Below are 23,392 nucleotides of genomic sequence, written 5' to 3'. Positions count from 1 at the left end.
GTATTGAATTAACATCAGTACAGATCGTCATGTCAGGAAAAGTAACATTTAAAGTAGCAGTTCCCATCATGCTGGTAATTGTTTACACAGCAATGATTTTCATTTCATCAACGTACCTTAAAAAAACCATGCTCCTGTCGGTTACCAGGAATCCCTATGTAAACTTTCAGATAAATTACCAACTCAGTCTGCTGGCCATTACCTTATTATCATTAACAACGACTTACCTGCTGAACAGAAAGGCCTTTACCATTTTTTTCAAGCCAGGTGATCTTCGCGCGCCATCCGAAGAAATGAAACTATTCGGCATTAAAGCAGGCGACAACTGGCTTAAAACAGGCTGCTCGCTGGCACTCGTCATCAGTCTGGCCACAGGAGCTTTCATGTTGTTTCAACTAAAAAATGCGGATGTGGAATACCGGCAACTGCCAGGTGGAATAGGCTGGATCTTATTATTCGCACTGACGAACTCATTTGCCGAAGAAATGATTTACAGGATGGGCATTGTATCACCACTGACAGATCTCCTTTCGCCGCTGACTATTTTCGTTATTTCAGCGGTACTTTTTGGACTTCCGCATATAGCCGGGATGCCAAGCGGCATCATGGGCGCGGTAATGGCAGGTATCTTAGGACTTGTGCTGGCCAAATCGGTATATGAAACCAGGGGGTTCTTCTGGGCCTGGACCATTCACTTTATCCAGGATGTAATAATTATTGGTGCGTTGTTCCTCCTTTCAGCAAAGGCAATTTGATCAATAAAAAACAAACTGAAAACGGTAGGTGGCGCCATTGCCACCTGCCGTTCTATTTGATAAAAACGGGCTGCACAATGACTATCAGGCTATTATTTTTCGTATATTTATACAATGAAAAAACAAACAACACACACCCCATTTTTAACGAAATGCAGACTGAATGACTGATGTAAGATTAGCGATCTGTCAGGTGATCGTTCCTGTTAACCTTGTCAACTCCAGATACCTCCTATCACGCCACTCCCTACTACTACAGGTGCTATGACACTTACATAGCCTGTGTGCTTTTTTGCACATCTGCAATCACTACAATCCATTCTTATTATCGGACATTTAAATGTATTCATGGAAAAACCCTTCCTGATATATGTAAATGGTATTCGTGTAAAAGTTAACACCAGTGATATCATTTATGTAGCTGTATTAGAAAATTACGTCGAGCTGAAGCTGATCAACAACCGTAGTAAACGTATAAAATGCAGTTTGAAAAAATTCATGAACGACCTTCCAGCAGGTAAATTCCTGCGTATACACAGAAATTTTATAGTAGCCACTGCACATATTGAAAGTGTAGGCAAAGATGTAAAGATGAATACAGGTGTAGAACTACCACTCAGTGAAGAGTACAGGGAGACCTTTTTCAGCCATTTTATCCTTTATTAAAAGACCTGTAAAATTCTTGTCACCACGTTTTCCGGTTTTGTCACCACGTTTTCCGGTCTTGTCACCTTTGTGCGAAACCAGGTCGATATCCTTAGTAACATTGTATTGTCAATCGCGATCAACGGTGCTGCGCCTGAAGCAGAAGAGAGGCGCCTTCTGTTTCAACCGGATCATGATGGACAACATCATTGTTTGACTAAAAAATTTTAACCAAATGGCATACGTAAAAGATAACCCATTTATGGAAGGTTCCTCCGGAACCATCGCGAAGAAGATGAACTTCCGCGTAAAAAAGAACAAGACAGTCATTGGCAAAAACCCTGGTGCAAGAACCGGAAAGCCTACAGACGAGCAACTGGCCGTCCAGGACAGATTCACTGATGCGGTATTATATGCGCAGTATGCCATGAAAGACCCTCAGCTGAAAGCCCAATATCAACGAGCGGCCAAAGGAGGGCAGACGGCCTACAATGCTGCATTCAGAGATGCGGCGACGTCACCCGTGATCCATGAGATTAACATCAGCGGTTATAAAGGCACCGTTGGTAACGTCATCGCCATCAAAGCCCGGGACGTGATTCCTCCGAAAACTGTTTCGGTAGCCATTTTATCGGCTGCCGGCGAAGAGCTGGAGAGTGGCGAAGCAGTACCACATCAGACGGACGTACGCCTGTGCATCTACACTGTCACTGCAGCAAATGCTGCATTACCCGGCACGCGGATCGTTGTAACGGCAACGGACCATCCCGGTAACAGCACAGAGAAGGAAACGGTTGTTGCCTGATCTCTGCTACAGCACCCTGGCTATACGCCGGGTGCTGTATTAAACCATAGCTGATAATAAAAAAGCCGTTCACCCTGATTTCGGTGAACGGCTTTTCTTTATCGTTGCTGATAAGTTACACTTTCTTTGCTTTCCCCAATCCGACCTTAAAATTATCTGGTGTACCTGTCACCTTGATATTCATGAACCGGATCTTTTTATCCTTATCACGGTATTCTATCGCATCTACCTGATCAGGATCCACTTCCTCTTTTTTACGCCCGAAAAGGGACTGAAAACCGACAGTGGTCACCATCTTCATGGGGATACGCATATAGTATTCCATCGTCATATCCAGGTTCTGCTTTCCGGAGATCTCCATGAAGCCCAGGGAGGAGTTGATATTCATGTTCGGAATATGCAGCACCCCATTTTTCAGGGACAGCTTGTTTCGTAAAGTATCGAAACGAACGATGTTCAGGTTCTTATCCTTAAAGTAAGATGACATGGCCTGCATCGGTGCAAAGTTCACCAGGCTGCCATTGTGGATGGCCACATCCAGCTCCGCTTCACAATTGTCAATAATAGGCGTCAGGTCCGGATGCAACTGTATACGACTTCTGATCTGTCCGTTCAGACGGCCTTTCAGGTTTTTGTTGATCACATAGTCCTGTCCAAAGTGATCCAGTTTCAGCATCAGTTTTTCCAGGTCTACGTCAAATGCTCTGATCCTGCTGCGGAAGTAGATCTTTTTAGGATCGGTACCATTAAAATGGCCTCTCATGCCGATCTGCCCATCAGCAATGCCCATACCTAAAGTATCGAGATACAGGTGCTGGTTGGTTTGCATACGCACATTCGACACAACATTCCTTAACCACAGGCGGTGATATTTGATCCTGCCGATATTTACAGTTGCCCTGAAATCAATGAAAGGAATATTAAAGATATTAAAGCTGCTGGCGTGCGCAGAATCTTTCACTACGGTACGGGTTACGGCTGGTGCAGCAACAACAGTTTCTTCATCTTCATTAGCCGTGAGTTTATAATTGGTCAGCTGGTCAAGGTCGAGGTTATGAGAAGTGAACTGCAGGAAGTTCTCCTTCTTACGTTTTACCGTATCCTTCCCCATGTATAAGCGCATGCTGATGTCAAAGTCGGTCTTACCGATACGTCCTGTAAGGGTGTCAAGTCGCAGGAATTTATCTGCACCCACTTTTATCGTTCCCCTGATACTATCGACCTTGATCTTATGTTCTTTGAGTTCACCGGACACGTTGGCGAGTTTCACCTTGGCAAATCTGAACACAGAGTCATAGCGCAGGTCTGCTTTCGCGCGCAGCCAGAGGCCGGCAGCCACTTCTTTATGATAGTCTTTGGAGACGTATTTACTACTGATCGGACCCAGCACATCCCTCATCGCCAGACGTTTGGATTTCAGGTCGAATGCTACCTGTGTCCTGCCCTTCATCACCTTGTCAAACCACAGCTTGTAGTTAACCACACGGCCGCTGAAAAGAATATCGCTGCTATCGATCATACCACCAAAATTCCTTAACAGCAGGGCGGTATCATTGATATTCAGCTCAGCTCCGAAATCATGGAATGCATGTGGATATTCCTTAAAGCTGGCGTACAGTTTCTCCAGTTTGAACTTACCTCTTGGCAAGGGATTCGGATGTTGCAGTTCTTTTACAGAAGTTTCGAGTGCCAGTCCGATATTGAAATTATAGATCTCCTCTTTTGCTTTTCTGGCAACAGCCGTATCATATGAAAGGAGTTCTTTCATGATCATACGTTTGCTGCGTGCATTAAACGTTACCTGTACGGGCTTTTCCTGCTTATGGAATAAGGCAGGCAGATCGCTCAGGGAGCCGTTCATCGCGAAGTCAGAGTTACCGAAGTAGAAAGACAGGGTATCGAGTTTCACATAACCGTTCTTCATGTCAGCATGGAGATTCAGGTTATGGATGATATGTGGATAGTTGGGAATACGGAAAGTCAGATCGCTTACTTTCAGTTCGCTCTGGATCCCTTCTTTCAGTTTACCCATGGACGTTTCGGGCAGGGTCATATCCACCAGCTCATTGAAGTCCATTTTCATACTGATATGGCCCGTGATACGCTGCAGATCGGGAATACCGAGGAATGCGCCGATGAACTCCAGTTCCAGTTCAGAATTGATCTGCATGACCATTTTAGGATCGTCAAAGTTCTTCATGACGAAGTTACCCTTAAAGATGCCTTTCTCCGGAATAGCGCTCATATTGGTAAGGTGCAGCTCTGAGGTTTTCATTGAATGCTCAGCGCCATTGGTGTAATACCCTTTAAAGCCGAGAGAGTCTACCCTTTTCTCAGATTTCGCGTTCAGCAGCCAGCCATTTTCACAGCCGAATTTTACCTGGATCAAAGGCATCTGTTCACCGGAAAGCCTGCCCTTGACAATACCGTCAAAGTACAGTCGTCCGTCATATTTGAATAGTTTCAGCTGTTCGGCGACGGAGGGAGGGGCGAAAGATACGAGTTGCCCGATATCCGGTTTATCACCCTTTATTTTGAAGTCGACATTATTCCCATTTTTCAGATCGGCGGTACCGGAGACGCTGAAGCTAAAATCTTCCAGTTTCAGGTTGCCTTTAGAGAGGGTCACGAAATCCCGTGTCTGGTCATAGGTAACGGTAAAATCAGCGTTCAGGTGTTTGTTCCGGAACAGTGAAGTATCCGCCGGCGTGGTATAGTCGGCAATCATACCCCCGGTAAAGTCAGCAAAGAGCTGCTTACCATCAGCACGGAACGCGGTCTTTATCTTATCAATTTTGGTATGGATATGCTGTCCGCTTGGCCGGTCGGTAAAGTCAATATCCAGGTCACGCAGCACGATCTTTTTGATATCCAGGTCCAGGGCAGCGGATTCTGCTGCGGCAGTAGAAATAGTATCCTGCTGGATCCTGTTGGCTTCGACGATGTTCAGGTTACCATTATTATCACGGACGATGTCAAGGTGGCCTTTTTTCAGGAAGATCACTTTGACATTGTATTTCTGGCGCAGAATGTCCGGCAGACTGAAGCCAACGTACAGTTTTTCCACCTGGTACATAGGTCTGCCAGTCTTTTGTTTAGTGGCAAAGAACTTAATGTCCTTGAGGCCGATAGAGATGTAGGGGAAATTCTGGAAAGGAGAAATGGTACTGCCTCCGATCACCAGCTCACCAGGAAGCTGCTTATTTAATTCTTTGATTGCCAGGTTAATCAGGCGTTGCTGTTGGGAATAGAGTACGCCGACAGCAATACCGGCCAGTATTAACAGGATAGCAATAGGTATCAATACGATACGGAGGACCCTCTTTCGCGTCTTGCCAGTCATGGTGTGTTGAGACTTGTCTTAAGTGATTATGACGGCAAAAATAGATAGCACCCCTATAAAATAAAAATATTTTATATGTAGCCCCTTATTATCATGACGAATCAGTAAAAAATACCATAATTACGGCAAATGGTACCACAGCTGATGAGGCGCTTTATGGTACCTTTGGATCATAAATCTTTTTTTATGTGCGCAGTGAAAACCGAAAAAAAGCCTAACCTGCTGGGCAGTATCCTGACAAATAGTTGTCCTGCCTGTCGCAGAGGAAAAATTTTCAAATCAAACAATGCATATAACCTTAAGCACTTTACGGAAATGAACGATCATTGTCCGGTGTGCGGAGAGGATTTTGAACGCGAGATCGGATTCTATTACGGTACCGGTTATGTTAGTTATGCCCTGACCGTAGCGTTCAGCGTAGCGACGTTCATTGCATGGTGGGTGATCATTGGTTTCTCTCTTTATGACAACCGGATGTTCTGGTGGCTGGGCATTAACGGCGTTCTGCTGGTATTACTGCAACCGCCTATTATGCGGGTGTCCCGGACGATATGGCTGGCATTCTTTGTAAGGTACAGACCGAATTACAAGGAACCCAGACCGTCAGGCGTTTAGATATATAACAGCTTATTTTAATGCAGTGTAGGACCCCTTTCAGGGAGGGTGCTTCCTACGCTGTTGTTTTTAAGTCCTTTCTACGTTGCAACACGCAACTTTTGTTGTTATCCCATTTATTTCCAAATGTATACATACTGTGTAATTCCTCCTACGTAGCCATCCATATCCCGGTCATCTTGCCGGGACGTGACCGCTCGTCAATGCGGCAATTCCGTCCATCCTCAGTTGCGGTATGGAGTTAGCATGACAATAATAAAATCCTTATTATGTCAAAGACTTCATCAACAGCAGCAAAGACAACCGTTGTAACGGCATCTGATGTGACAGATACAACTAAAACCGCGCAGGAAAACGCAGCAGTTAAGTCTGGTACAGCCCTGGTAGACGAAAGCTCATTAAAAGACTTCTTCTGCGAAGAACTGAAAGACATTTACTGGGCAGAGAACCATATAACCGTTGCCCTGCCTAAAATGATCAAGGCAGCAACGTCTCCGGTACTGCAGGGCGCTTTCCAGGACCACCTGAATATTACGGCAACGCATATCAGCCGGCTGGAGCAGGTATTTACCATCCTTGGCAAACCGGTAAGAGGGAAGAAATGTGCCGCGATCGAAGGCATTGTGCTGGAAGGAGAATCTATTATTGCAGATACAATGCCTGGCAGCAACACAAGAGATGTAGGCCTGATCCTGGCAGCGCAGAAAGTAGAACATTATGAGATCGCTTCCTATGGCGGACTGGCCCAGCTGGCAAAAACGCTTGGCCTGACAGAAGTAGCTTCCTTACTCGAACAGACCCTGGCTGAAGAAAAGGAAACTGATGTACTGCTGACAGAAATTGCAGAGAGCACGATCAACAGCGAAGCAGCCAGCGAAGCATAAACCAGTTACCCGATTATCTGACATTATAAAGTTAACACCATGCCTGGTAAAAAAACGACCTCCAAACTGTCCGAAGAAAATAAAAAAATAGCAGAACTGGCCCCGAATACAGAAGATAGCAATGGTGAATATATTAACACCAATACCGGCGTCAGGATCAATGACGACCATAACTCACTCAAAGCCGGTGAACGCGGCGCGACCCTGATGGAAGACTTCATCTTCCGTGAAAAGATGACGCACTTCGACCATGAGCGTATTCCTGAGCGCGTTGTACATGCCCGCGGATCAGGCGCACATGGCGTATTCAAAGTATATGAATCACAGGAAAAATACACCAAAGCAGGCTTCCTCACAGATACCTCCAGAGAGACACCCGTCTTTGTTCGCTTTTCAACCGTAGCCGGCTCCCGGGGTTCAACAGACCTGGCCCGCGACGTACGTGGATTTGCTGTAAAATTCTATACAGAAGAGGGCATCTTCGACCTTGTTGGTAATAATATGCCTGTCTTTTTTATACAGGACGCTGTCAAATTTCCGGACCTCGTCCATGCAGTAAAGCCAGAACCACACAACGAGATACCACAGGCTGCGTCTGCCCATGACACCTTCTGGGATTTCATCTCGCTGATGCCGGAATCTACACACATGATCATGTGGCTGATGAGCGACCGCGCCATCCCACGCAGTTACCGGATGATGGAAGGATTCGGTGTACATACCTTCCGGTTTGTAAATGCGAATGAAGAGTCCTGCTTTGTTAAATTCCACTGGAAGCCTTTACTGGGTGTACACTCCGTGGCCTGGGACGAAGCACAGAAGATTTCCGGTAAAGATCCCGACTTCCATAGGCGCGACCTGTGGGAAGCCATAGAGAGCGGTAATTATCCGGAGTGGGAACTGGGTGTGCAGATCGTGCCGGAGGCAGATGAACACAAGTTTGACTTTGACCTGCTGGACTCGACTAAGATCATCCCGGAGGAACTGGTGCCGGTGCAACGTATCGGTAAAATGACACTGAACAGGAATCCGGATAATTTCTTTGCGGAGACAGAGCAGGTGGCCTTCCACATCGGCCATGTGGTGCCGGGTATTGATTTTACCAATGACCCGCTGCTACAGGGACGCCTGTTCTCCTATACAGATACACAGCTGATCCGTCTTGGTGGACCTAACTTCCAGGAGATACCGATCAACCGGCCTATCATACCGGTACATAATAATCAGCGGGATGGCTATATGCGGCAGACCATCAACCGGGGACGTACCAGCTACAGCCCGAATTCGCTGGGAGGTAACTACCCTGTGCAGAGTACCGTCGCTGAAGGCGGCTTCCGCTCCTACACAGAAAAGATTGATGCCAGGAAGATCAGGGAAAGAAGCCGCAGCTTCTTCGACCATTTTACACAGGCAGCATTATTCTATAATAGTCAGTCCACACCAGAGAAACAGCATATAGTAGATGCCTTACGCTTTGAGCTGGGTAAGGTAGATACCATCGCCATCAGGCAGCGGATGATAGGCATATTAACACAGGTAGACAGAGACCTGGCCGCTCAGGTGGCCTATGGTCTGGGACTGGAAGTACCTGCAGAACCGGAAAAGCCGATCAATAAAGGCGTACCGGCCGATCCTACACATGACTACGAACCGCTTCCTCCGCAGGAACCGGTACCAGATATCTCGCTGGCACTGAGTATGGCCAATACCGTGAAGGGAAGTATTGCCACCCGCAAGATCGCCTTCCTGGCAGCCGACGGTGTAGACGCTGCTTCTGTAGCAGCTGTAAAAAGCGCACTGGAAGCAGCGGGTGCTATTGTTGAAATAGTAGCGCCACATCTGGGCGAGATAGTGGCAGCAGATAAGTCAGTGATCGCAGTACATAAAAGTTTCCTTACCGCCGCTTCTGTTTTCTATGATGCGTTATATGTACCAGCTGGTGTGACCAGTGCGGCTACCCTGGAGGCAGATGCAGACGCCGTTCATTTCCTGAATGAAGCGTACCGGCATTGTAAAGCAATAGCGGCTCATGCGGACGCAAGACAGGTACTGGAAGCGACCTATTTTGCGAATAAGCTGCCGGAAGACCTTTCCGAAGAATCCGCAATGATGGAAGGCGTTGTTGTGCAGGATGATGTAATGAAGCTATCGGAGATATTTATAACGGCTATTGGTCAACACCGTTTCTGGGAAAGAGAGAAACCACGCAGAGTACCTGCCTGATCTTAGGTGAGTTGGTCGGCAGCGGGTCCACACACCCGCTGCCTCTCATCCAGGTTCTTGAATAAAAATATAGTTAGGTTCGTTAGGTTTTCATAAGGATATAGTTAGGTTCTTCAACAAAAATACAATCTGGGGTGTCGCAAAAAATGGTTACGATACTATGTTGATACTATAAGAGACTTAAACTTATGGACGTCTTACCGTCCGGAGCCAGGAAATATCCCCATTTTATCACGCTGCCTGCTACTTACCTGTAGCGCACTGTCATTCTCCTGTTTGTAATATGTGAAGCTTCCTGATGGATCCCGGTGCAGAAGGGCTGTCTCACGTAATTCATTGTTTCTGAACAACTCACTACGACAATTTAAAGCAGCTATACCTGTAACGATCATTTCTCCTCAAGGGCGTTTCATAATCACAATGCAAAAGTAATCACCAGTTCAGGTAAAAGAAATCCCGGAAAACAGGGGTTTTATCCCTGAGCGTATCATAATATTGTCATATCAGAAAAAAAATATCAATAAGATGTATCTCAAATAATTATATATTTCCACTCTGATTCATGTCCATGAGAATACCTATACTTATCGTCCTATGCTGTATAACGGTGGGGTTATATGCCCAGCACCGTAATAATGAGAATAGTAAAAGTCCTGCTGCCGACGCTGATCTGTATATAAGACTGGCCCGGAAATCGCCTATCCGGGATAGTGTACAGGCATTGAAGTATTTTCAGCAGGCCTTACAACTGGAAGAAAAAAACAATAATAAACTCGGTATAGCAAAGACCTATCTCGCCATAGGCACCTGGTATAACGCTATATATAATTATAACGAAGCGGAAAAACACCTGTTGACAGCCAGGGAGCACCTGCTCAAAGATACCAGCCGGGAGGGCCGCATGATGCTGGCCAACACGAAAATGAGCCTGGGACAGGTACTCGGCAATAAAGGAGAAACACAGTTGCAGACGGAAGAATACCTGCAGACCATCCCCCTGCTGGAAAAGATGAATGCCGTTCCGGAACTTAATAATACCTACGAGAGCCTGGGTGATATCTTCTTTAATAAGTCTCAGTTCAAAACGGCGATCACTTATTATTATAAGAGTCTGGCCACTTATCCGGATCCGGCTCCCTATTGCCACCTGATTGCCAGCAGGCACCTGCGTCTGGCCAACTCCATGTACCACCTGGATAGCCTGCAGAAAATGGAAACGCAACTGGCAAGTGCGAAAGAAAAACTGGACAGGACCGGCGTCGACTCAATTAATATATGGGCAGATTATTATCACCTGCAGGGCCGCCTGGATGTTAAACACCAGATGTATAACCATGCCGCAACCATGTTTTCCAATGGCTTATCCATTGCCCGCCGCACCAGCTATAATAAAGCCATCTGTAATAACCTGTACTCACTCGCCCGTCTGTTTGAAAAACAGGGACAGTATGATCGTGCCAGGGTACTGATGGATGAATATGGGAAACTGTCGTATACCCTGATGGACTTCCCATTCCGCTTACGTGCGCTGGATCTGATGGCAGAGCTGTCCTTCAAACAACACTACCCGGACGATGCCTATAAATACCTGCGGCAGTATATTATACTGGCAGATAGTCTGAAAGAGCAGCAGGTTACGGAGAAGATCCACGAACTGGAAGCAACTTTCCAGTCGTCCGAAAAAGAAAACCGCATCATGCAGTTACAGCATGAGAATGAACGCCAGGAGTTTGCTTTGCAGCGGAACCGCCTACTGATCTCCCTGATGGTCGTGATCATGCTCTCCCTGCTTGTCGTAGCAGCACTGAGCTACCTGTTCTACAGGAATGGCCGTAAGCTGCTGGAACAACAGCGAAAGCTGCATGAATTTGAAGTAGAAAGGATCCGTCAGGAACATAAAATATCCTTACTCTCTGCGATGCTGGAAGGCCAGGAGAAAGAGCGTACCCGCCTGGCGCGTGACCTGCACGATGGTCTCGGGGGATTGCTATCAGGTATCAAACTGGAGCTGTCTACCGTTACCCCATCCCAGACCACCGTACACCGGCAGACGCTGATACAGAATAGTTTACAGCGCCTGGATGGCGCCATGGATGAACTGCGCCGTATAGCGCGTAGTATGATGCCGGAGATACTGATCAAATACGGATTGGGAGAAGCTACAGTGGAGTATTGCAGGGGACTGAAAAAAAACGGCGCCAACAATATTGTTTGTCAGGTATTCAACTTCCAGGTAGCCGATATGGAACATACCCGTCAGGTAGTACTGTACCGCATCATGCAGGAGCTGGTAAATAATGCCATCAAACATGCGGGTGGTACCCAGATACTGGTGTTACTGCAGCAAACGGATAACACGTTATTCCTGACCGTAGAAGATGATGGAAAAGGATTTGATGCGGCAGCCGGCAACAAACTGAAAGGCGCCGGACTGGCTAACATCGAGGCGAGAGTGGAATTTCTCGGTGGTAAAATAGATATACAGTCTGAGCCGGGTACCGGAACAGCGATCACAATTGAATGTGCAACATCCCTGAACTAGTAAAATACAATTTTGACAATTATGATCAAGGTAGCAGTGGTAGAAGATCACCCGATTATGGTGGAAGGATTAAAAAATATCCTGCGTACTGATGCAGGTATAGAAGTGTGCGGGGCTTACGGAGACGGTAAAAGTACATTAACAGCACTTGAAAAGGCGCAGCCCGATGTGATCCTGATGGATGTGAACCTGCCCGATATCAGTGGTGTTACACTTTGCGGAGAAGTGAAGAAAAAATATGAGGATGTCAAGATCATCGCACTGAGCACCCATGATGAACAAACTGTTATTCACAGCATGTTACAGAACGGCGCCAGCGGTTATGTACAGAAAAATGCGCTGGGTAATGAGATCATCAGGGCCATCTATGCCATTATGGATGGAGAAGAGTACCTGTGCAGCAATACGAAAGAAGCGTTGAAAAATGCAGACATGGAATTGCTGAAAGCGATCCCGCGCATTACACGCAGGGAGAAAGAAATATTACAGCTGATCGGTAAAGGTCTCACCACGATGCAGATCGCGGATCAGTTGTTCATCAGCACCCATACGGTGGAAAGCCATCGTAAGAACCTGATGGAGAAATTCGGTGTAAACAATACGACCTCGGTTGTGAAGCTGGCATCGGAGTACAAGTTGCTTTAACCAGCTTCCTGTTCTACCAGTGCGAGTCGCGCAGGATCTTTGACGGCAATGCTCTTGCCGGAGATAGCAATAATATTGTCCTGTATCAGGTCACTCATGATGCGGAAAGCCGTTTCATAGGTAGTACCTGTGTAGGAGGCGAGGTCCTGCCGGCTTAGTGTCATATTAATGTTCCCTTCTTCGTTCGTACCAAACTTGTTCAGCAGTGACAGCAGTGCGTGAGCGATACGTCCTCTCACCGGCATATGCACGAGGTTGCGCATATTCTTTTCTGATTCCTGTAATTCGCTGGCATAGAACATCATTAATGCGTGCAGGAAATCATGGTTGACTTTTAATGTAGCCTGGAAAAAAGCCAGGTCAATAAAACAAACGTTCACTGTTTCAAGCGTCGTGGCGGATACGGGATAAACCATTTCACTGCCTACTCCCCTGTGCCCGACGATATCCCCTTCTCTGGCAAAACGAACGATGAGTTCCTTTCCTTCGCCCCAGTGCTTATGGACCTTTACCTTACCGGTATTGATAAAGTAGATGCCATTCACAGGCTCGCCTTCACGAAAGAGCAGTTGGCCTTTCTTTACGGTAAAATTCTGTCGGTGTGCTGCTATAGCCGGTTTCCAGGCGGATATACACAAATTGCATAACATACAGGATTGCAGGTCGCAACCTTGTTTATCTCTCTTCATTCCTGTCAATTAATTGCTGCACCGTACCAGCCATGTCCTTCAGCTCCACCACTTTCCCTACCACTATTACTGCCGGATTGGACATGCCGGCATGTTGTGCCTTAAATACTATGTCTTTCACAGTGCCTGTAACCACCTTTTCCCTGTCAGTAGTACTATTCTGAATAATGGCTACCGGCAAACTGCTTTTTCCGTATCCTGCAAATATATCCATAATTGCTTCGAGCTTGCTCATTGCCATTAATATTATGACAGTAGCCGTAGAACGGGCAGCCAGATCGATGTCAGCGGAGATCTCGCCCGTCAGTGTTGTACCGGTTGTTACCCAGAAACTTTCCGTTACCCCACGGGATGTCAGAGGTATCATCTGGCCAGCCGGGGCAGCCAGTGCACTGGAGATACCGGGAATGACCTGTACCTGGATACCGGCGCCTCTGGCAGCGGCAATTTCCTCTGTGGCCCGGCCAAATACAAATGAGTCCCCACCTTTTAGTCTTACGACATGACCATGAGACTGGGCATATTCTACTATCAGGTGATTGATTTCCTGCTGGGAAAGCGAATGACAACCATATCGTTTTCCCACAAAACGGATCACAGCACCTGGTTTGGCATATGATAACAATGACTCATTTACGAGCGCATCATATAAGATCACGTCTGCCTGACGAAGAACATTGATAGCCTTCAGGGTAATCAGTTCCGGGTCACCTGGTCCCGCACCTACCAAAGATAAAAAAGCCATATAGAATATATTATAAATAAATTTATATAAGACAAATCATAAGAATCACTATAAAAATAGAACTCTTATTGTTAATTTCATGATGCAGATCATAAAAAACGGCAATTTTTATCACTCGATTAGGAAATAAGTTATCATATTATACATTTTATAATATAAAGCCGTTTCTCATTTTATCAACTCAATTCTTCGCCAATGAAAATTGTAATTATAGGCAATGGCATGGTCAGCTACAAATTTTGTGAGAAAATAATCTCCAAAATATCAAAAGACACAGCTGAGATCGTAGTTTTCGGAGAAGAACCCCGTCCGGCGTATGACCGTGTTCACTTAAGCGAATTTTTTGCCGGCAAGACAGCGGATGACCTGTTAATGGCTTCCGCTGACTGGTACGCCGCCAATAATATTACCCTCCACCTGGGTGATCCTGTGCAACAGATAGACCGTACTACAAAGACGGTTCACTCCTACAGAGGCATCACAGCAGCTTACGACTACCTCGTCATAGCAACAGGATCGTCGGCCTTCGTACCGCCCATTCCTGGTGTGGACAAAAAAGGTGTGTTCATTTACCGCACCATAGAAGACCTGGAACTGATGCGCGACTATGCGCCCAAAGCCAAAAGAGGGGTGGTGATTGGTGGTGGCCTGCTCGGACTGGAAGCTGCCAAAGCCATGCTGGACCTGGGTATTACAGATACACATGTCATCGAATTCGCACCCAGACTGATGCCGCGCCAGATCGATGAGAACGGCTCCCGCATCCTGGAGCAGCAGTTAAATCAGCTCGGCTTAGCCATACATATCAATAAGAACACCAGTGAAATACTGGGTGATGATACCATGACAGGACTGCGTTTCGCCGACGACACACACCTGGATGCTGATATGCTGGTGATCTCTGCCGGTATTAAACCAAGAGACGAACTGGCAAAACTGAGCGGACTGGATACCGGTCACCGGGGGGGTATCGTGGTCAATGACCTGTTACAGACCACTGACCCTGACATTTATGCGATCGGTGAATGTGCCCTTTACAACGGTATGGTCTACGGACTCGTAGCACCTGGCTACGAAATGGCGGAAGTTGTCGCCACACACATCACTAACCGCCTGGCTGCGCATACTGCTGCTGAAAAAACCTTTACCGGTTTCGACATGAGCACCAAGCTGAAACTGATCGGTATAGACGTGGCCAGCTTTGGCGATCCGTTCGTATCTGCCGAGACCAGCCGCAGCATCGTGTTTGAAGACACCATGAAAGGGGTGTACAAACGTATCAGTATCTCCAGTGATGGTAAGTACCTCCTGGGCGGTATCCTGATCGGTGATGCGGATGCCTATAATATGCTGTTGCAAACAGCCAAGAACAAAGTCATCCTGCCTCCTGATCCGGAAGACGTTTTACTCGGCGCCCGCGGTGGCAGCCAGGAAGCCGGTCCCGGTGTAATGGGGCTGCCTGATGATGCCGTGATCTGTAGTTGTGAAAGTATCACCAAAGGCGATATCTGCGCTGCTGTAGAAGCGGGCAATGAAACGTTCGACTCCATAAAGAAATGTACAAAGGCAGCCACCTGCTGCGGCGGTTGCGGCCCGATGGTAAAAGACCTGATCACAGGTACGATGAAAGCCCAGGGCAAATACATCCGCAATGTGCTGTGTGAACACTTTGCCTACTCCCGCCAGGAACTCTATGACCTGATCCGTATCAAAAATGTACGCTCGTTCGATGAAGCACTCGACCACTACGGCGCGGGTGATGGTTGTGAAGTATGTAAACCGGTGATTGCCTCCATCATGGCCAGCCTCTGGAATGACATGATCCTGGAAAAAGGGAATGACGCCGTGCAGGATTCCAATGACCGCTTCCTGGCAAATATACAGAAGGGTGGTACTTATTCTGTAGTACCCCGTATCCCCGGAGGAGAGATCACACCGGCCAAACTGCTGGTGATCGCGCAGGTGGCCTTAAAGTATAACCTGTATACCAAGATCACCGGCGGTCAGCGCATCGACCTGTTTGGCGCACACCTGGACGATCTCCCGAATATATGGGAAGAGCTGATCGATGCCGGCTTTGAAAGTGGCCATGCCTACGGTAAAGCATTGCGTACAGTAAAGAGCTGTGTAGGTTCTACCTGGTGCCGTTTCGGTCTGCACGACAGTGTCAGCTTCGCCATACAGATAGAAGAACGCTATCGTGGCTTACGTGCGCCACACAAGCTGAAGTCAGCCGTATCAGGGTGTATCCGTGAATGTGCGGAAGCGCAGTCCAAAGACTTTGGCATCATCGCTACAGAGAAAGGCTGGAACCTGTATGTATGCGGTAACGGCGGCTCGAAACCGCAACATGCCATTCTACTGGCAGCTGATCTCGATAGTGAAACCTGTATCCGTTATATAGACCGTTTCCTGATGTTCTACATCAAAACCGCAGATCCGTTGACACGTACAGCTACCTGGCTGAATAAACTGGAAGGTGGTATCACCTATCTGAAGAATGTAGTGATCAATGATAGCCTGGGTATTGCTGCTGAACTGGAACAGGAAATGCAGTCACTCGTGGACAGATATAAATGCGAATGGAAAGAAGTCGTTGAAAACCCTGAGTTACGCAAACGCTTCAGCCACTTTGTCAATGCACCCGGCACGAAAGATCCAACCGTTAAGTTTGATTCAATGAGAGAGCAGAAGAAAGCTGCCGAATGGAAGTAATTACATCACCACCAATCCATAACTTATGTCGATCGCCATTAGCACAAACACAAGCACAAGTACAGCTATTGAATGGTTTTATGCCTGTAATGTAAACGACGTTCCCAATAACGGCGGCGTATGCGTAAAATATGACGATGTACAGATCGCGTTGTTCCGCTTTGCACGCCGCGATGCCTGGTACGCTACGCAGAACCTGTGCCCGCATCGCCAGCAGATGGCGCTCAGTCGTGGCATGACAGGCACTCACAACGGCGAGCCGAAAGTGGCCTGCCCTTTTCATAAGAAAACCTTTTCATTAGAAGACGGACGTTGTCTGTCAGACGACACAGAATGTTCCCTGACCACGTACCCTGTAAAAGTCGAGGGTGACCAGGTCTACATAGGGATCATGCAGGAAGCATAATAACAGCAGAGAGGGCGGGAATACTCTATTGCTCACATTATCAACCAGACTGCATGAAACAACTATTCTCAGCAGGCATTTGCTGCCTGCTATGCATGCTCTTCTTTCGCCCCGCTGTACGGGCACAGTTTACAGTGGGCGCATGGCTCCGAACGCGGTCGGAGCTTCGTGACGGACAGGCGGCCCCCCTGCCCAAAGGCGCATCTCCAGCCTTCTTCACGTCACAACGTACCCGCCTGTCAGCAGGCTTTAGCGGTTATCGCTTCAAACTGGGTGCTACTATTCAGGACGTTCGTGTCTGGGGACAGGACGCTTCCACCATTAACAGGACAACGACACAGGATAATAACGGACTACTTGTTCATGAAGCCTGGGCAGAGATCATGCTGCTGGATACCATGGTAAAAAATAAAAGCCTGAACCTGAAAGCAGGACGACAGGAAATTGTATATGACGACAGCCGTTTACTGGGTAACCTGGAATGGCTGCAACAAGGCAGAAGACATGATGCCCTCCTGATAAAGTATGAAAGTGGCCCGTATACATTACATGCTGGCGCCGCTTTCAACCAGAACAGGGAGAACGCAGCAGGCACTGTGTACAACCCTACCCCTCCGGGTAACTACCCCGCCAACACCAATGGCGGAGCCATGTACAAGAGTCTGGAATACCTGTATGCTGCCAGGAAACTAGGGAAAGGACACCTCTCCTTCCTCTTCCTCTCTGATCAGTTCTCAAAATTCCATCCCGACAGTACAGGTGTCAAGATCTGGGATAAAGGCGTGTATACACGCATGACAACCGGACTATATTATAATAACACCGTTGATAAACTCACCCTGACCGCCGCAGGGTACTACCAGTTCGGAAAAAATGCCAGTGCACAAAAACTCAGTGCAGGGCTGCTATCTGCCGCATTTCAATACCAGCTGAGTAGCACATTCAGCGCTGGCCTTGGCGCTGATTATACTACCGGCGGTATTGGCGGTGATGGTACCAGTCACACATTCGATCCGCTGTATGGTACGCCGCATAAGTTCTGGGGATATATGGACTACTTCTATGTGGCCGGAAGTTCCGGTAACAGAGGATTGCAGGACTATTACCTGAAAACAAGATATAAGCCAGGCATGAAGTTCCAGCTCACCGCAGATCTCCACCAGTTTTACAGTGCCAGCGACCTCCCGGAAAATACCGGCAGGAAATTCGGTACGGAAGCAGATCTCGTCGCTAACTACACGCTCACGAAAGTGATCGGCTTTGAAGCAGGGTACAGCCATTTCTGGAATACTGCCTCCCTTACATCAGCTGGTGTGAAGAATGTAATGAATGCGCAAAGTAACAGCAACTGGGCGTATGTGATGATCAGCCTGAAGACAGCAACATTATTTAAAAATTAGGCATTAGCAATTAAGAACGAGGAATTGGGTAGCCTTCTTAGCATATTACTGGTTCTCCCTTTCCGGCTCCTGATTCTAATGCCTGCTTCCTGATTCTTAATTCCCAATTATCAATTATGAACACGCAACCTCTCAATAAACTACCGCTCTTTTCACTGGACAGCATCCACATGCGTTCCTTTCACACCACGTGGCTGATGTTTTTCGTATGCTTCTTCGGATGGTTTGGCCTCGCACCACTCATGCCGACTATCAGAGAAGATCTCGGACTGAGCAAAGCACAGGTAGGTAATATCATTATTGCATCTGTATCCAGCACGATCATCGCACGACTGATCATCGGTAAGCTCTGTGATATATGGGGACCTCGTAAAACGGCCATCCGGTTACTCATCGTTGGCTCGTTACCTGTATTCCTCGTAGGACTCTCACACGACTACACAACGTTCCTGCTCTTCCGCCTGGCAATAGGCGTGATCGGCGCATCATTCGTGGTGACACAGTTCCATACCTCCATGATGTTCGCCGCTAATATCAAAGGCACTGCCAATGCTATTACCGGTGGATGGGGTAACCTGGGTGGCGGTGTGACCAACATGGTCATGCCACTGATCTTTGCCGCCATCGTAGGCTTCGGCTATACAAAACAGGAAGCATGGCGCTTTGCGATGATCGTACCCGGCGTAATGATGCTGATCGTAGCATGGCTGTACTATAAATTCACAAAAGATACACCGGCCGGTAACTTCGATGAGATCAACCGCAACCTGGATAAAGGAAAATCAAAAACTGACTGGACCATCCTGGCCGACTGGCGCATCTGGGCACTGACATTGGCATACGGCATGTGCTTCGGCATGGAGATCACTTTCGACAATGTCGCTTCTTTACACTTCGTGGATACCTTCCATCTGTCACAAAGCAGTGCGGGCTTCTGGGCGGGCATCTTCGGCTTTATGAACATCTTCGCCCGGGCACTGGGCGGTATCATATCGGACAAGGTAGGTGCAAGATCAGGCATGCGTGGTAAAGGTCTGCTGCTGGCTTTTGTACTCTTACTGGAAGGTATCGGACTGCTGTTCTTCGCACAGGCAGGCTCGCTGGTCATGGCTATCATCTCCATGCTGAGCTTTGCATTATTCCTGAAGATGGCCAATGGCGCCACCTATGGTATTGTACCATTCGTTAACGAAAAGAACGTCGGACTGGTAAGCGGCATTGTAGGTGCAGGTGGTAACCTGGGAGGTATGCTGTTCGGCTTCCTCTTTAAGTCCTCCACGATCACCTACGTAGAAGCATTCTCCTACATCGGGTATATCGTGATCGCGGTATCCATCATCGTACTGCTGACCAGATTTATCAAAAAACCGGCTACTGAAACGACTACGGCCAACGCCGGTCAGGTAGCATTTGCAGAATAACCCATGACAGGCAATCATCAACATCAACTTCCTGCGGGCAGTTACCGGAGCACCTGCTGCTATTGCGGCGTCGGATGCGGTATTGTCGTACACAGGGACAGGCAGGGAAAGATCAGCGTGGAAGGAGATAAAGATCACCCGGTGAACAAGGGCATGCTTTGCTCTAAAGGCATGAACCTGCATTACACGGTGATGGACACATCAGACAGGCTTTATTACCCGGAAATGCGCTACCACCGGCACCTGCCAAGGCAGCGTGTTTCCTGGGACCAGGCACTTGAGCGGACCGCAGCTGTATTCAGACAAATGATCGAACAATATGGCCCGGACTCCGTCGCCTTCTACGCTTCAGGACAATGCCTGACGGAAGAATATTATGTGGTGAATAAACTGATCAAGGGATTTATTGGCAGTAATAACATAGATACCAACTCCCGGTTGTGTATGAGCAGCGCCGTAGCTGCCTACAAACTCTCACTCGGTGAAGATAGTGTACCAGGATCGTATGACGATATAGAGCTGACCGATTGCATCTTTGTAGCCGGCGCTAATCCAGCCTGGTGCCATCCTATATTATGGCGCAGGATAGAAGCCGCCAAAGAGAAGAACCCCGCACTAAAGATCATCGTCAGCGATCCGCGCGTTACACAAAGCTGCGCCATCGCAGACGTACACCTGCAGCTGATGCCAGGTACGGACATCGTATTGCATCATGCTATCGGCAGAGTACTGATAGAAGCTGGTCATATCGATCATCAGTTCATTCAGCAACATACCGAAGGCTTTATCAAATACCGTGATACCGTCATGGAACGCAGCATCAGCAGTGCTGCTGCGATCTGCGGTATCGCTGAAGAGCTGATCTATGAAGCGGCAGCGATGCTGGGCAACGCACGCGGATTCATGACGATGTGGACCATGGGCCTGAACCAGAGCGCCGTAGGTGTGCATAAGAACCTCAGCCTGATCAATCTCAATCTCATTACCGGCAAGATCGGCAAACCAGGTTGCGGGCCCTTCTCACTGACCGGCCAGCCCAATGCCATGGGCGGCAGAGAAGTAGGCGGACTATCAAACATGCTGCCTGCTCACCGTGTACTGGACAATCCGGCACACCGGAAAGAAGTGGAAGCCTTCTGGGGAGGTACACAACTTTCCGACAAACCAGGACTGACCGCCACTGAAATGTTCGAGGCACTGAATGATGGCCGACTCAAAGCCATCTGGATCATGTGTACCAATCCGCTGGTAAGTTTACCGGACGCACGCATGGCGGAAGCTGCACTCCGGAAAGCGAAGTTTGTCGTAGTGCAGGAGATCTCTGATAAACCAGAGACCTTAAAATATGCCGACGTCGTGCTACCAGCCGCCGCATGGACAGAAAAAGAGGGTACCATGACCAATGCAGAAAGACGTATCACCTATCTGCAACGGGTCAATGAAGCACCAGGAGAAGCCCTCCCCGATGCAGAGATCATTTGCCGTTTCGCGAAGAAAATGGGATTCACGGGATTTGATTATGAGCGTCCGGCTGACATCTATGCGGAACATACGCGACTGACAGCAGGTACCCATATCGATGTCAGCGGTGTCAGCTATGACCTGCTGAAAGAAAAAAGATCCTTACAATGGCCCTACCCTGCCGGCGCCACCGGAGCAGGGACACCCAGATTATTCACTGACCACCGGTTCTATACATCATCCACCAAAGCAATCATACATTCTTTTCCGGACGATAACCGGTCCGCTGCACCTGATCCGGAATTCCCGCTGATCCTTACCACCGGCCGTATCCGCGACCAATGGCATACGATGAGCAAAACCGGGAAGGTCAGTAAGCTGAAACAACATATTCCGGCACCGCTGCTGGAAATACATCCTGACGACGCCCGGGAACGGCATATCCGGGAAGCGGATATTGTTGAGATCTTCAGTGCGAATGGTGTGGTACGCGTCAAAGCGCAACTGAGTACCCTTATCAAAAAAGGCGTGGTATTCCTGCCAATGCACTGGGGCAAGATACTGGACAATGATCTCAGCCGGGCAAACAATCTCACTAACAGGCTGGTGGATAAGATCTCCAAACAACCGGACCTGAAGTACACCACTGTACAGGTTAAACCTTACAGCAAACCACTACAGCGCATCATCATCATTGGTGCAGGTGCAGGCGCCTGTGGCTTTGCAAAATCATACAGAGCACTGAATACCACGGATCCTATTACGGTATTCAGTAAAGAAGATCAGCCTTTTTATAACAGGGTGATGTTACCTGACTATATCAGTGGGACGCAGCAATGGGAACAGCTGGTCAAGATGACGGACGACGAGGAAGATAAGCTGGACATCACATTACACCGGGGTGTGAGCATTGATAAGATAGACAGGGAACATAAAACAGTAACTGACAGTAACGGCCATGTGCACGAATATGACATCCTGATACTGGGTATGGGCAGTCGGGCAGCAACGCTGAAGGACACACCGCCGCTGCAGGGCATCTTCACCATGCGTAACCGCAGGGACGCAGATGCCTTCGTACGGCATATTGATCCGGCACAGGGGAAAGTGATCATTGTAGGCGGCGGACTGCTGGGTATTGAATTAGCTGCTTCACTAAGAGAAATGGATATAGAGGTCGCTGTATTACAACGTACCTCTAAGCTGATGGACAGACAGCTGGATGCCCTGGGCAGCCAGCTGTTATATGAAGAGCTGACGGACAGAGGAATTGAAATTTTATATAACGATGAGATAGAACGGTTCACCGGACTGCATCACCTGGATGGCGTACGCCTGAAAAGCGGCAGGCAGGTAGCCTGTCAGGCGGTAGTCATGTCGATAGGTACTGTTCCTAACATCGAACTGGCCAGGGCCTGCTCCCTGGTGTGCAAGAGAGGTGTAGTGGTCAATGAATACCTGATGACCAGCGATCCAAGCATCTATGCTATCGGAGAGATCGCTGAGTTCAACGGTACGCTGTATGGCATCACAGCAGCAGCGGAGCAACAGGCCGCTATTGTCGCAGGACATTTGGCAGGTGACCTCACCGGATATTATCAGGGCTCGCTGTTCATGAACATCCTCAAGATGCATGGTACAGATCTTTGTTCACTGGGGATGATAGAAACCCCGGATGATCCGGCATATGAGGAAGTGGTGTTCATTGACAAATCAAAACGTTACTACAAGAAGTGCGTCATTCACAATGACAGGCTCGTAGGTGCGATACTGATAGGTGACAAGTCAGAATTCCTGGAGTTCAGGGACCTGATCGCCAACAGGATAGAATTATCAGAAAAAAGACTGGAACTACTGCGCTCGGGCAAAAAGGCCGCGCCGGTGATCGGTAAGCTGGTATGCAGTTGCGGGAGCGTAGGAGAAGGTAACATCTGCGAGAAAATAAGAGAAGGCTGTCAGACGCTGGAAAGTGTTTGTCAGTCGTCAGGTGCAGGGATGGGCTGCGGCAGTTGCCGGCCGGAGATCAAAGCGATCCTGGAAAGGGAGGTGCCGGCGGAGAAAAAAGAAGGAACAGTACTTATCATGCAAGCAGTTTAAA

General features: G+C 48.1%; 16 protein-coding genes. 13 read left to right on the top strand and 3 right to left on the bottom strand.

The genetic code is table 11. From position 1 onward, the window contains the following. The first annotated feature begins 128 nt into the window (after window positions 1-128). The 3 genes from GWR21_RS27245 (at window position 129) to GWR21_RS27235 (ending at window position 2,205) form a co-directional block, all read left to right on the top strand. Entirely contained in the window at window positions 129-755 is a 627-nt protein-coding gene (locus tag GWR21_RS27245) for a CPBP family intramembrane glutamic endopeptidase (protein ID WP_162334867.1), read from the top strand. Between the two features lie 348 nt (window positions 756-1,103). Then, entirely contained in the window at window positions 1,104-1,421 is a 318-nt protein-coding gene (locus GWR21_RS27240; RefSeq protein ID WP_162334866.1) for a LytR/AlgR family response regulator transcription factor, read from the top strand. Between the two features lie 214 nt (window positions 1,422-1,635). Then, the gene (locus tag GWR21_RS27235; RefSeq protein ID WP_162334865.1) at window positions 1,636-2,205 is read left to right on the top strand and encodes a hypothetical protein; all 570 of its coding nucleotides are present in this window, start codon (window positions 1,636-1,638) and stop codon (window positions 2,203-2,205) included. 115 nt (window positions 2,206-2,320) lie between these two features. Here the strand turns inward: GWR21_RS27235 and GWR21_RS27230 are convergent, their stop codons facing one another. After that, window positions 2,321-5,548, bottom strand: a complete 3,228-nt coding sequence (locus GWR21_RS27230) for an AsmA family protein (protein ID WP_162334864.1) — start codon at window positions 5,546-5,548, stop codon at window positions 2,321-2,323. A gap of 186 nt (window positions 5,549-5,734) precedes the next feature. On the opposite strand from GWR21_RS27230, the gene GWR21_RS27225 reads away from it, so the two are divergent. The 5 genes from GWR21_RS27225 to GWR21_RS27205 all read left to right on the top strand — a co-directional run bounded on the left by GWR21_RS27225 (window position 5,735) and on the right by GWR21_RS27205 (window position 12,457). Further along, window positions 5,735-6,163 carry a DUF983 domain-containing protein gene (locus GWR21_RS27225; RefSeq protein WP_162334863.1) on the top strand — a complete coding sequence of 143 codons (429 nt, stop codon included), beginning with the start codon at window positions 5,735-5,737 and terminating at the stop codon, window positions 6,161-6,163. A gap of 269 nt (window positions 6,164-6,432) precedes the next feature. Beyond that, window positions 6,433-7,047 (top strand): YciE/YciF ferroxidase family protein, encoded by a 615-nt coding sequence (locus GWR21_RS27220; RefSeq protein WP_162334862.1) that lies wholly within the window; start codon window positions 6,433-6,435, stop codon window positions 7,045-7,047. 39 nt (window positions 7,048-7,086) lie between these two features. Beyond that, window positions 7,087-9,270 carry a catalase gene (locus GWR21_RS27215; RefSeq protein ID WP_162334861.1) on the top strand — a complete coding sequence of 728 codons (2,184 nt, stop codon included), beginning with the start codon at window positions 7,087-7,089 and terminating at the stop codon, window positions 9,268-9,270. A gap of 568 nt (window positions 9,271-9,838) precedes the next feature. Continuing rightward, on the top strand, window positions 9,839-11,812 hold the full coding sequence (locus GWR21_RS27210; protein ID WP_162334860.1) for a tetratricopeptide repeat-containing sensor histidine kinase: 1,974 nt from the start codon (window positions 9,839-9,841) through the stop codon (window positions 11,810-11,812). 21 nt (window positions 11,813-11,833) lie between these two features. Next, entirely contained in the window at window positions 11,834-12,457 is a 624-nt protein-coding gene (locus GWR21_RS27205) for a response regulator transcription factor (protein ID WP_162334859.1), read from the top strand. Here the strand turns inward: GWR21_RS27205 and GWR21_RS27200 are convergent. Together GWR21_RS27200 and cobA are read right to left on the bottom strand one after the other, a co-directional pair. After that, window positions 12,454-13,146, bottom strand: coding sequence for a Crp/Fnr family transcriptional regulator (locus GWR21_RS27200; protein ID WP_162334858.1), 693 nt, complete (start codon window positions 13,144-13,146; stop codon window positions 12,454-12,456). The genes GWR21_RS27205 and GWR21_RS27200 overlap by 4 nt on opposite strands. Continuing rightward, complete coding sequence (gene cobA, locus GWR21_RS27195) at window positions 13,133-13,891, bottom strand: uroporphyrinogen-III C-methyltransferase (protein WP_162334857.1); 759 nt, start codon at window positions 13,889-13,891, stop codon at window positions 13,133-13,135. Before cobA ends, GWR21_RS27200 begins: the two co-directional genes overlap by 14 nt. A gap of 195 nt (window positions 13,892-14,086) precedes the next feature. On the opposite strand from cobA, the gene nirB reads away from it, so the two are divergent. The 5 genes from nirB to GWR21_RS27170 all read left to right on the top strand — a co-directional run bounded on the left by nirB (window position 14,087) and on the right by GWR21_RS27170 (window position 23,391). After that, window positions 14,087-16,606, top strand: coding sequence for a nitrite reductase large subunit NirB (nirB, locus tag GWR21_RS27190; RefSeq protein WP_162334856.1), 2,520 nt, complete (start codon window positions 14,087-14,089; stop codon window positions 16,604-16,606). A 25-nt stretch (window positions 16,607-16,631) separates the two neighbouring features. Then, the gene (gene nirD, locus GWR21_RS27185; RefSeq protein ID WP_162334855.1) at window positions 16,632-17,012 is read left to right on the top strand and encodes a nitrite reductase small subunit NirD; all 381 of its coding nucleotides are present in this window, start codon (window positions 16,632-16,634) and stop codon (window positions 17,010-17,012) included. A gap of 53 nt (window positions 17,013-17,065) precedes the next feature. Beyond that, window positions 17,066-18,412, top strand: a complete 1,347-nt coding sequence (locus GWR21_RS27180; protein WP_238430037.1) for an alginate export family protein — start codon at window positions 17,066-17,068, stop codon at window positions 18,410-18,412. A gap of 116 nt (window positions 18,413-18,528) precedes the next feature. After that, window positions 18,529-19,833, top strand: a complete 1,305-nt coding sequence (locus GWR21_RS27175) for a NarK family nitrate/nitrite MFS transporter (protein ID WP_162334854.1) — start codon at window positions 18,529-18,531, stop codon at window positions 19,831-19,833. Window positions 19,834-19,836: 3 nt separating this feature from the next. After that, window positions 19,837-23,391 (top strand): nitrate reductase, encoded by a 3,555-nt coding sequence (locus GWR21_RS27170; RefSeq protein WP_162334853.1) that lies wholly within the window; start codon window positions 19,837-19,839, stop codon window positions 23,389-23,391. Window position 23,392: the final 1 nt, after the last annotated feature.

The organism is Chitinophaga agri, from assembly GCF_010093065.1.
Classification (GTDB): Bacteria; Bacteroidota; Bacteroidia; order Chitinophagales; family Chitinophagaceae; genus Chitinophaga; species Chitinophaga agri.
Note: the sequence above shows the minus strand (reverse complement) of the source record. Positions and strands in the feature narration are given on the sequence as shown.

Excerpts from the sequence above, each read along its gene's own strand:
- GWR21_RS27180 (WP_238430037.1), top strand. The coding sequence starts at position 17,066 with ATGAAACAACTATTCTCAGCAGGCATTTGCTGCCTGCTATGCATGCTC.
- nirB (WP_162334856.1), top strand. The coding sequence starts at position 14,087 with ATGAAAATTGTAATTATAGGCAATGGCATGGTCAGCTACAAATTTTGT.
- GWR21_RS27240 (WP_162334866.1), top strand. The coding sequence starts at position 1,104 with ATGGAAAAACCCTTCCTGATATATGTAAATGGTATTCGTGTAAAAGTT.
- nirD (WP_162334855.1), top strand. The coding sequence starts at position 16,632 with ATGTCGATCGCCATTAGCACAAACACAAGCACAAGTACAGCTATTGAA.
- GWR21_RS27205 (WP_162334859.1), top strand. The coding sequence starts at position 11,834 with ATGATCAAGGTAGCAGTGGTAGAAGATCACCCGATTATGGTGGAAGGA.
- GWR21_RS27200 (WP_162334858.1), bottom strand. The coding sequence starts at position 13,146 with ATGAAGAGAGATAAACAAGGTTGCGACCTGCAATCCTGTATGTTATGC.
- GWR21_RS27220 (WP_162334862.1), top strand. The coding sequence starts at position 6,433 with ATGTCAAAGACTTCATCAACAGCAGCAAAGACAACCGTTGTAACGGCA.
- GWR21_RS27210 (WP_162334860.1), top strand. The coding sequence starts at position 9,839 with ATGAGAATACCTATACTTATCGTCCTATGCTGTATAACGGTGGGGTTA.
- GWR21_RS27215 (WP_162334861.1), top strand. The coding sequence starts at position 7,087 with ATGCCTGGTAAAAAAACGACCTCCAAACTGTCCGAAGAAAATAAAAAA.
- GWR21_RS27235 (WP_162334865.1), top strand. The coding sequence starts at position 1,636 with ATGGCATACGTAAAAGATAACCCATTTATGGAAGGTTCCTCCGGAACC.
- GWR21_RS27175 (WP_162334854.1), top strand. The coding sequence starts at position 18,529 with ATGAACACGCAACCTCTCAATAAACTACCGCTCTTTTCACTGGACAGC.
- GWR21_RS27230 (WP_162334864.1), bottom strand. The coding sequence starts at position 5,548 with ATGACTGGCAAGACGCGAAAGAGGGTCCTCCGTATCGTATTGATACCT.
- cobA (WP_162334857.1), bottom strand. The coding sequence starts at position 13,891 with ATGGCTTTTTTATCTTTGGTAGGTGCGGGACCAGGTGACCCGGAACTG.
- GWR21_RS27245 (WP_162334867.1), top strand. The coding sequence starts at position 129 with ATGCTCCTGTCGGTTACCAGGAATCCCTATGTAAACTTTCAGATAAAT.
- GWR21_RS27225 (WP_162334863.1), top strand. The coding sequence starts at position 5,735 with ATGTGCGCAGTGAAAACCGAAAAAAAGCCTAACCTGCTGGGCAGTATC.
- GWR21_RS27170 (WP_162334853.1), top strand. The coding sequence starts at position 19,837 with ATGACAGGCAATCATCAACATCAACTTCCTGCGGGCAGTTACCGGAGC.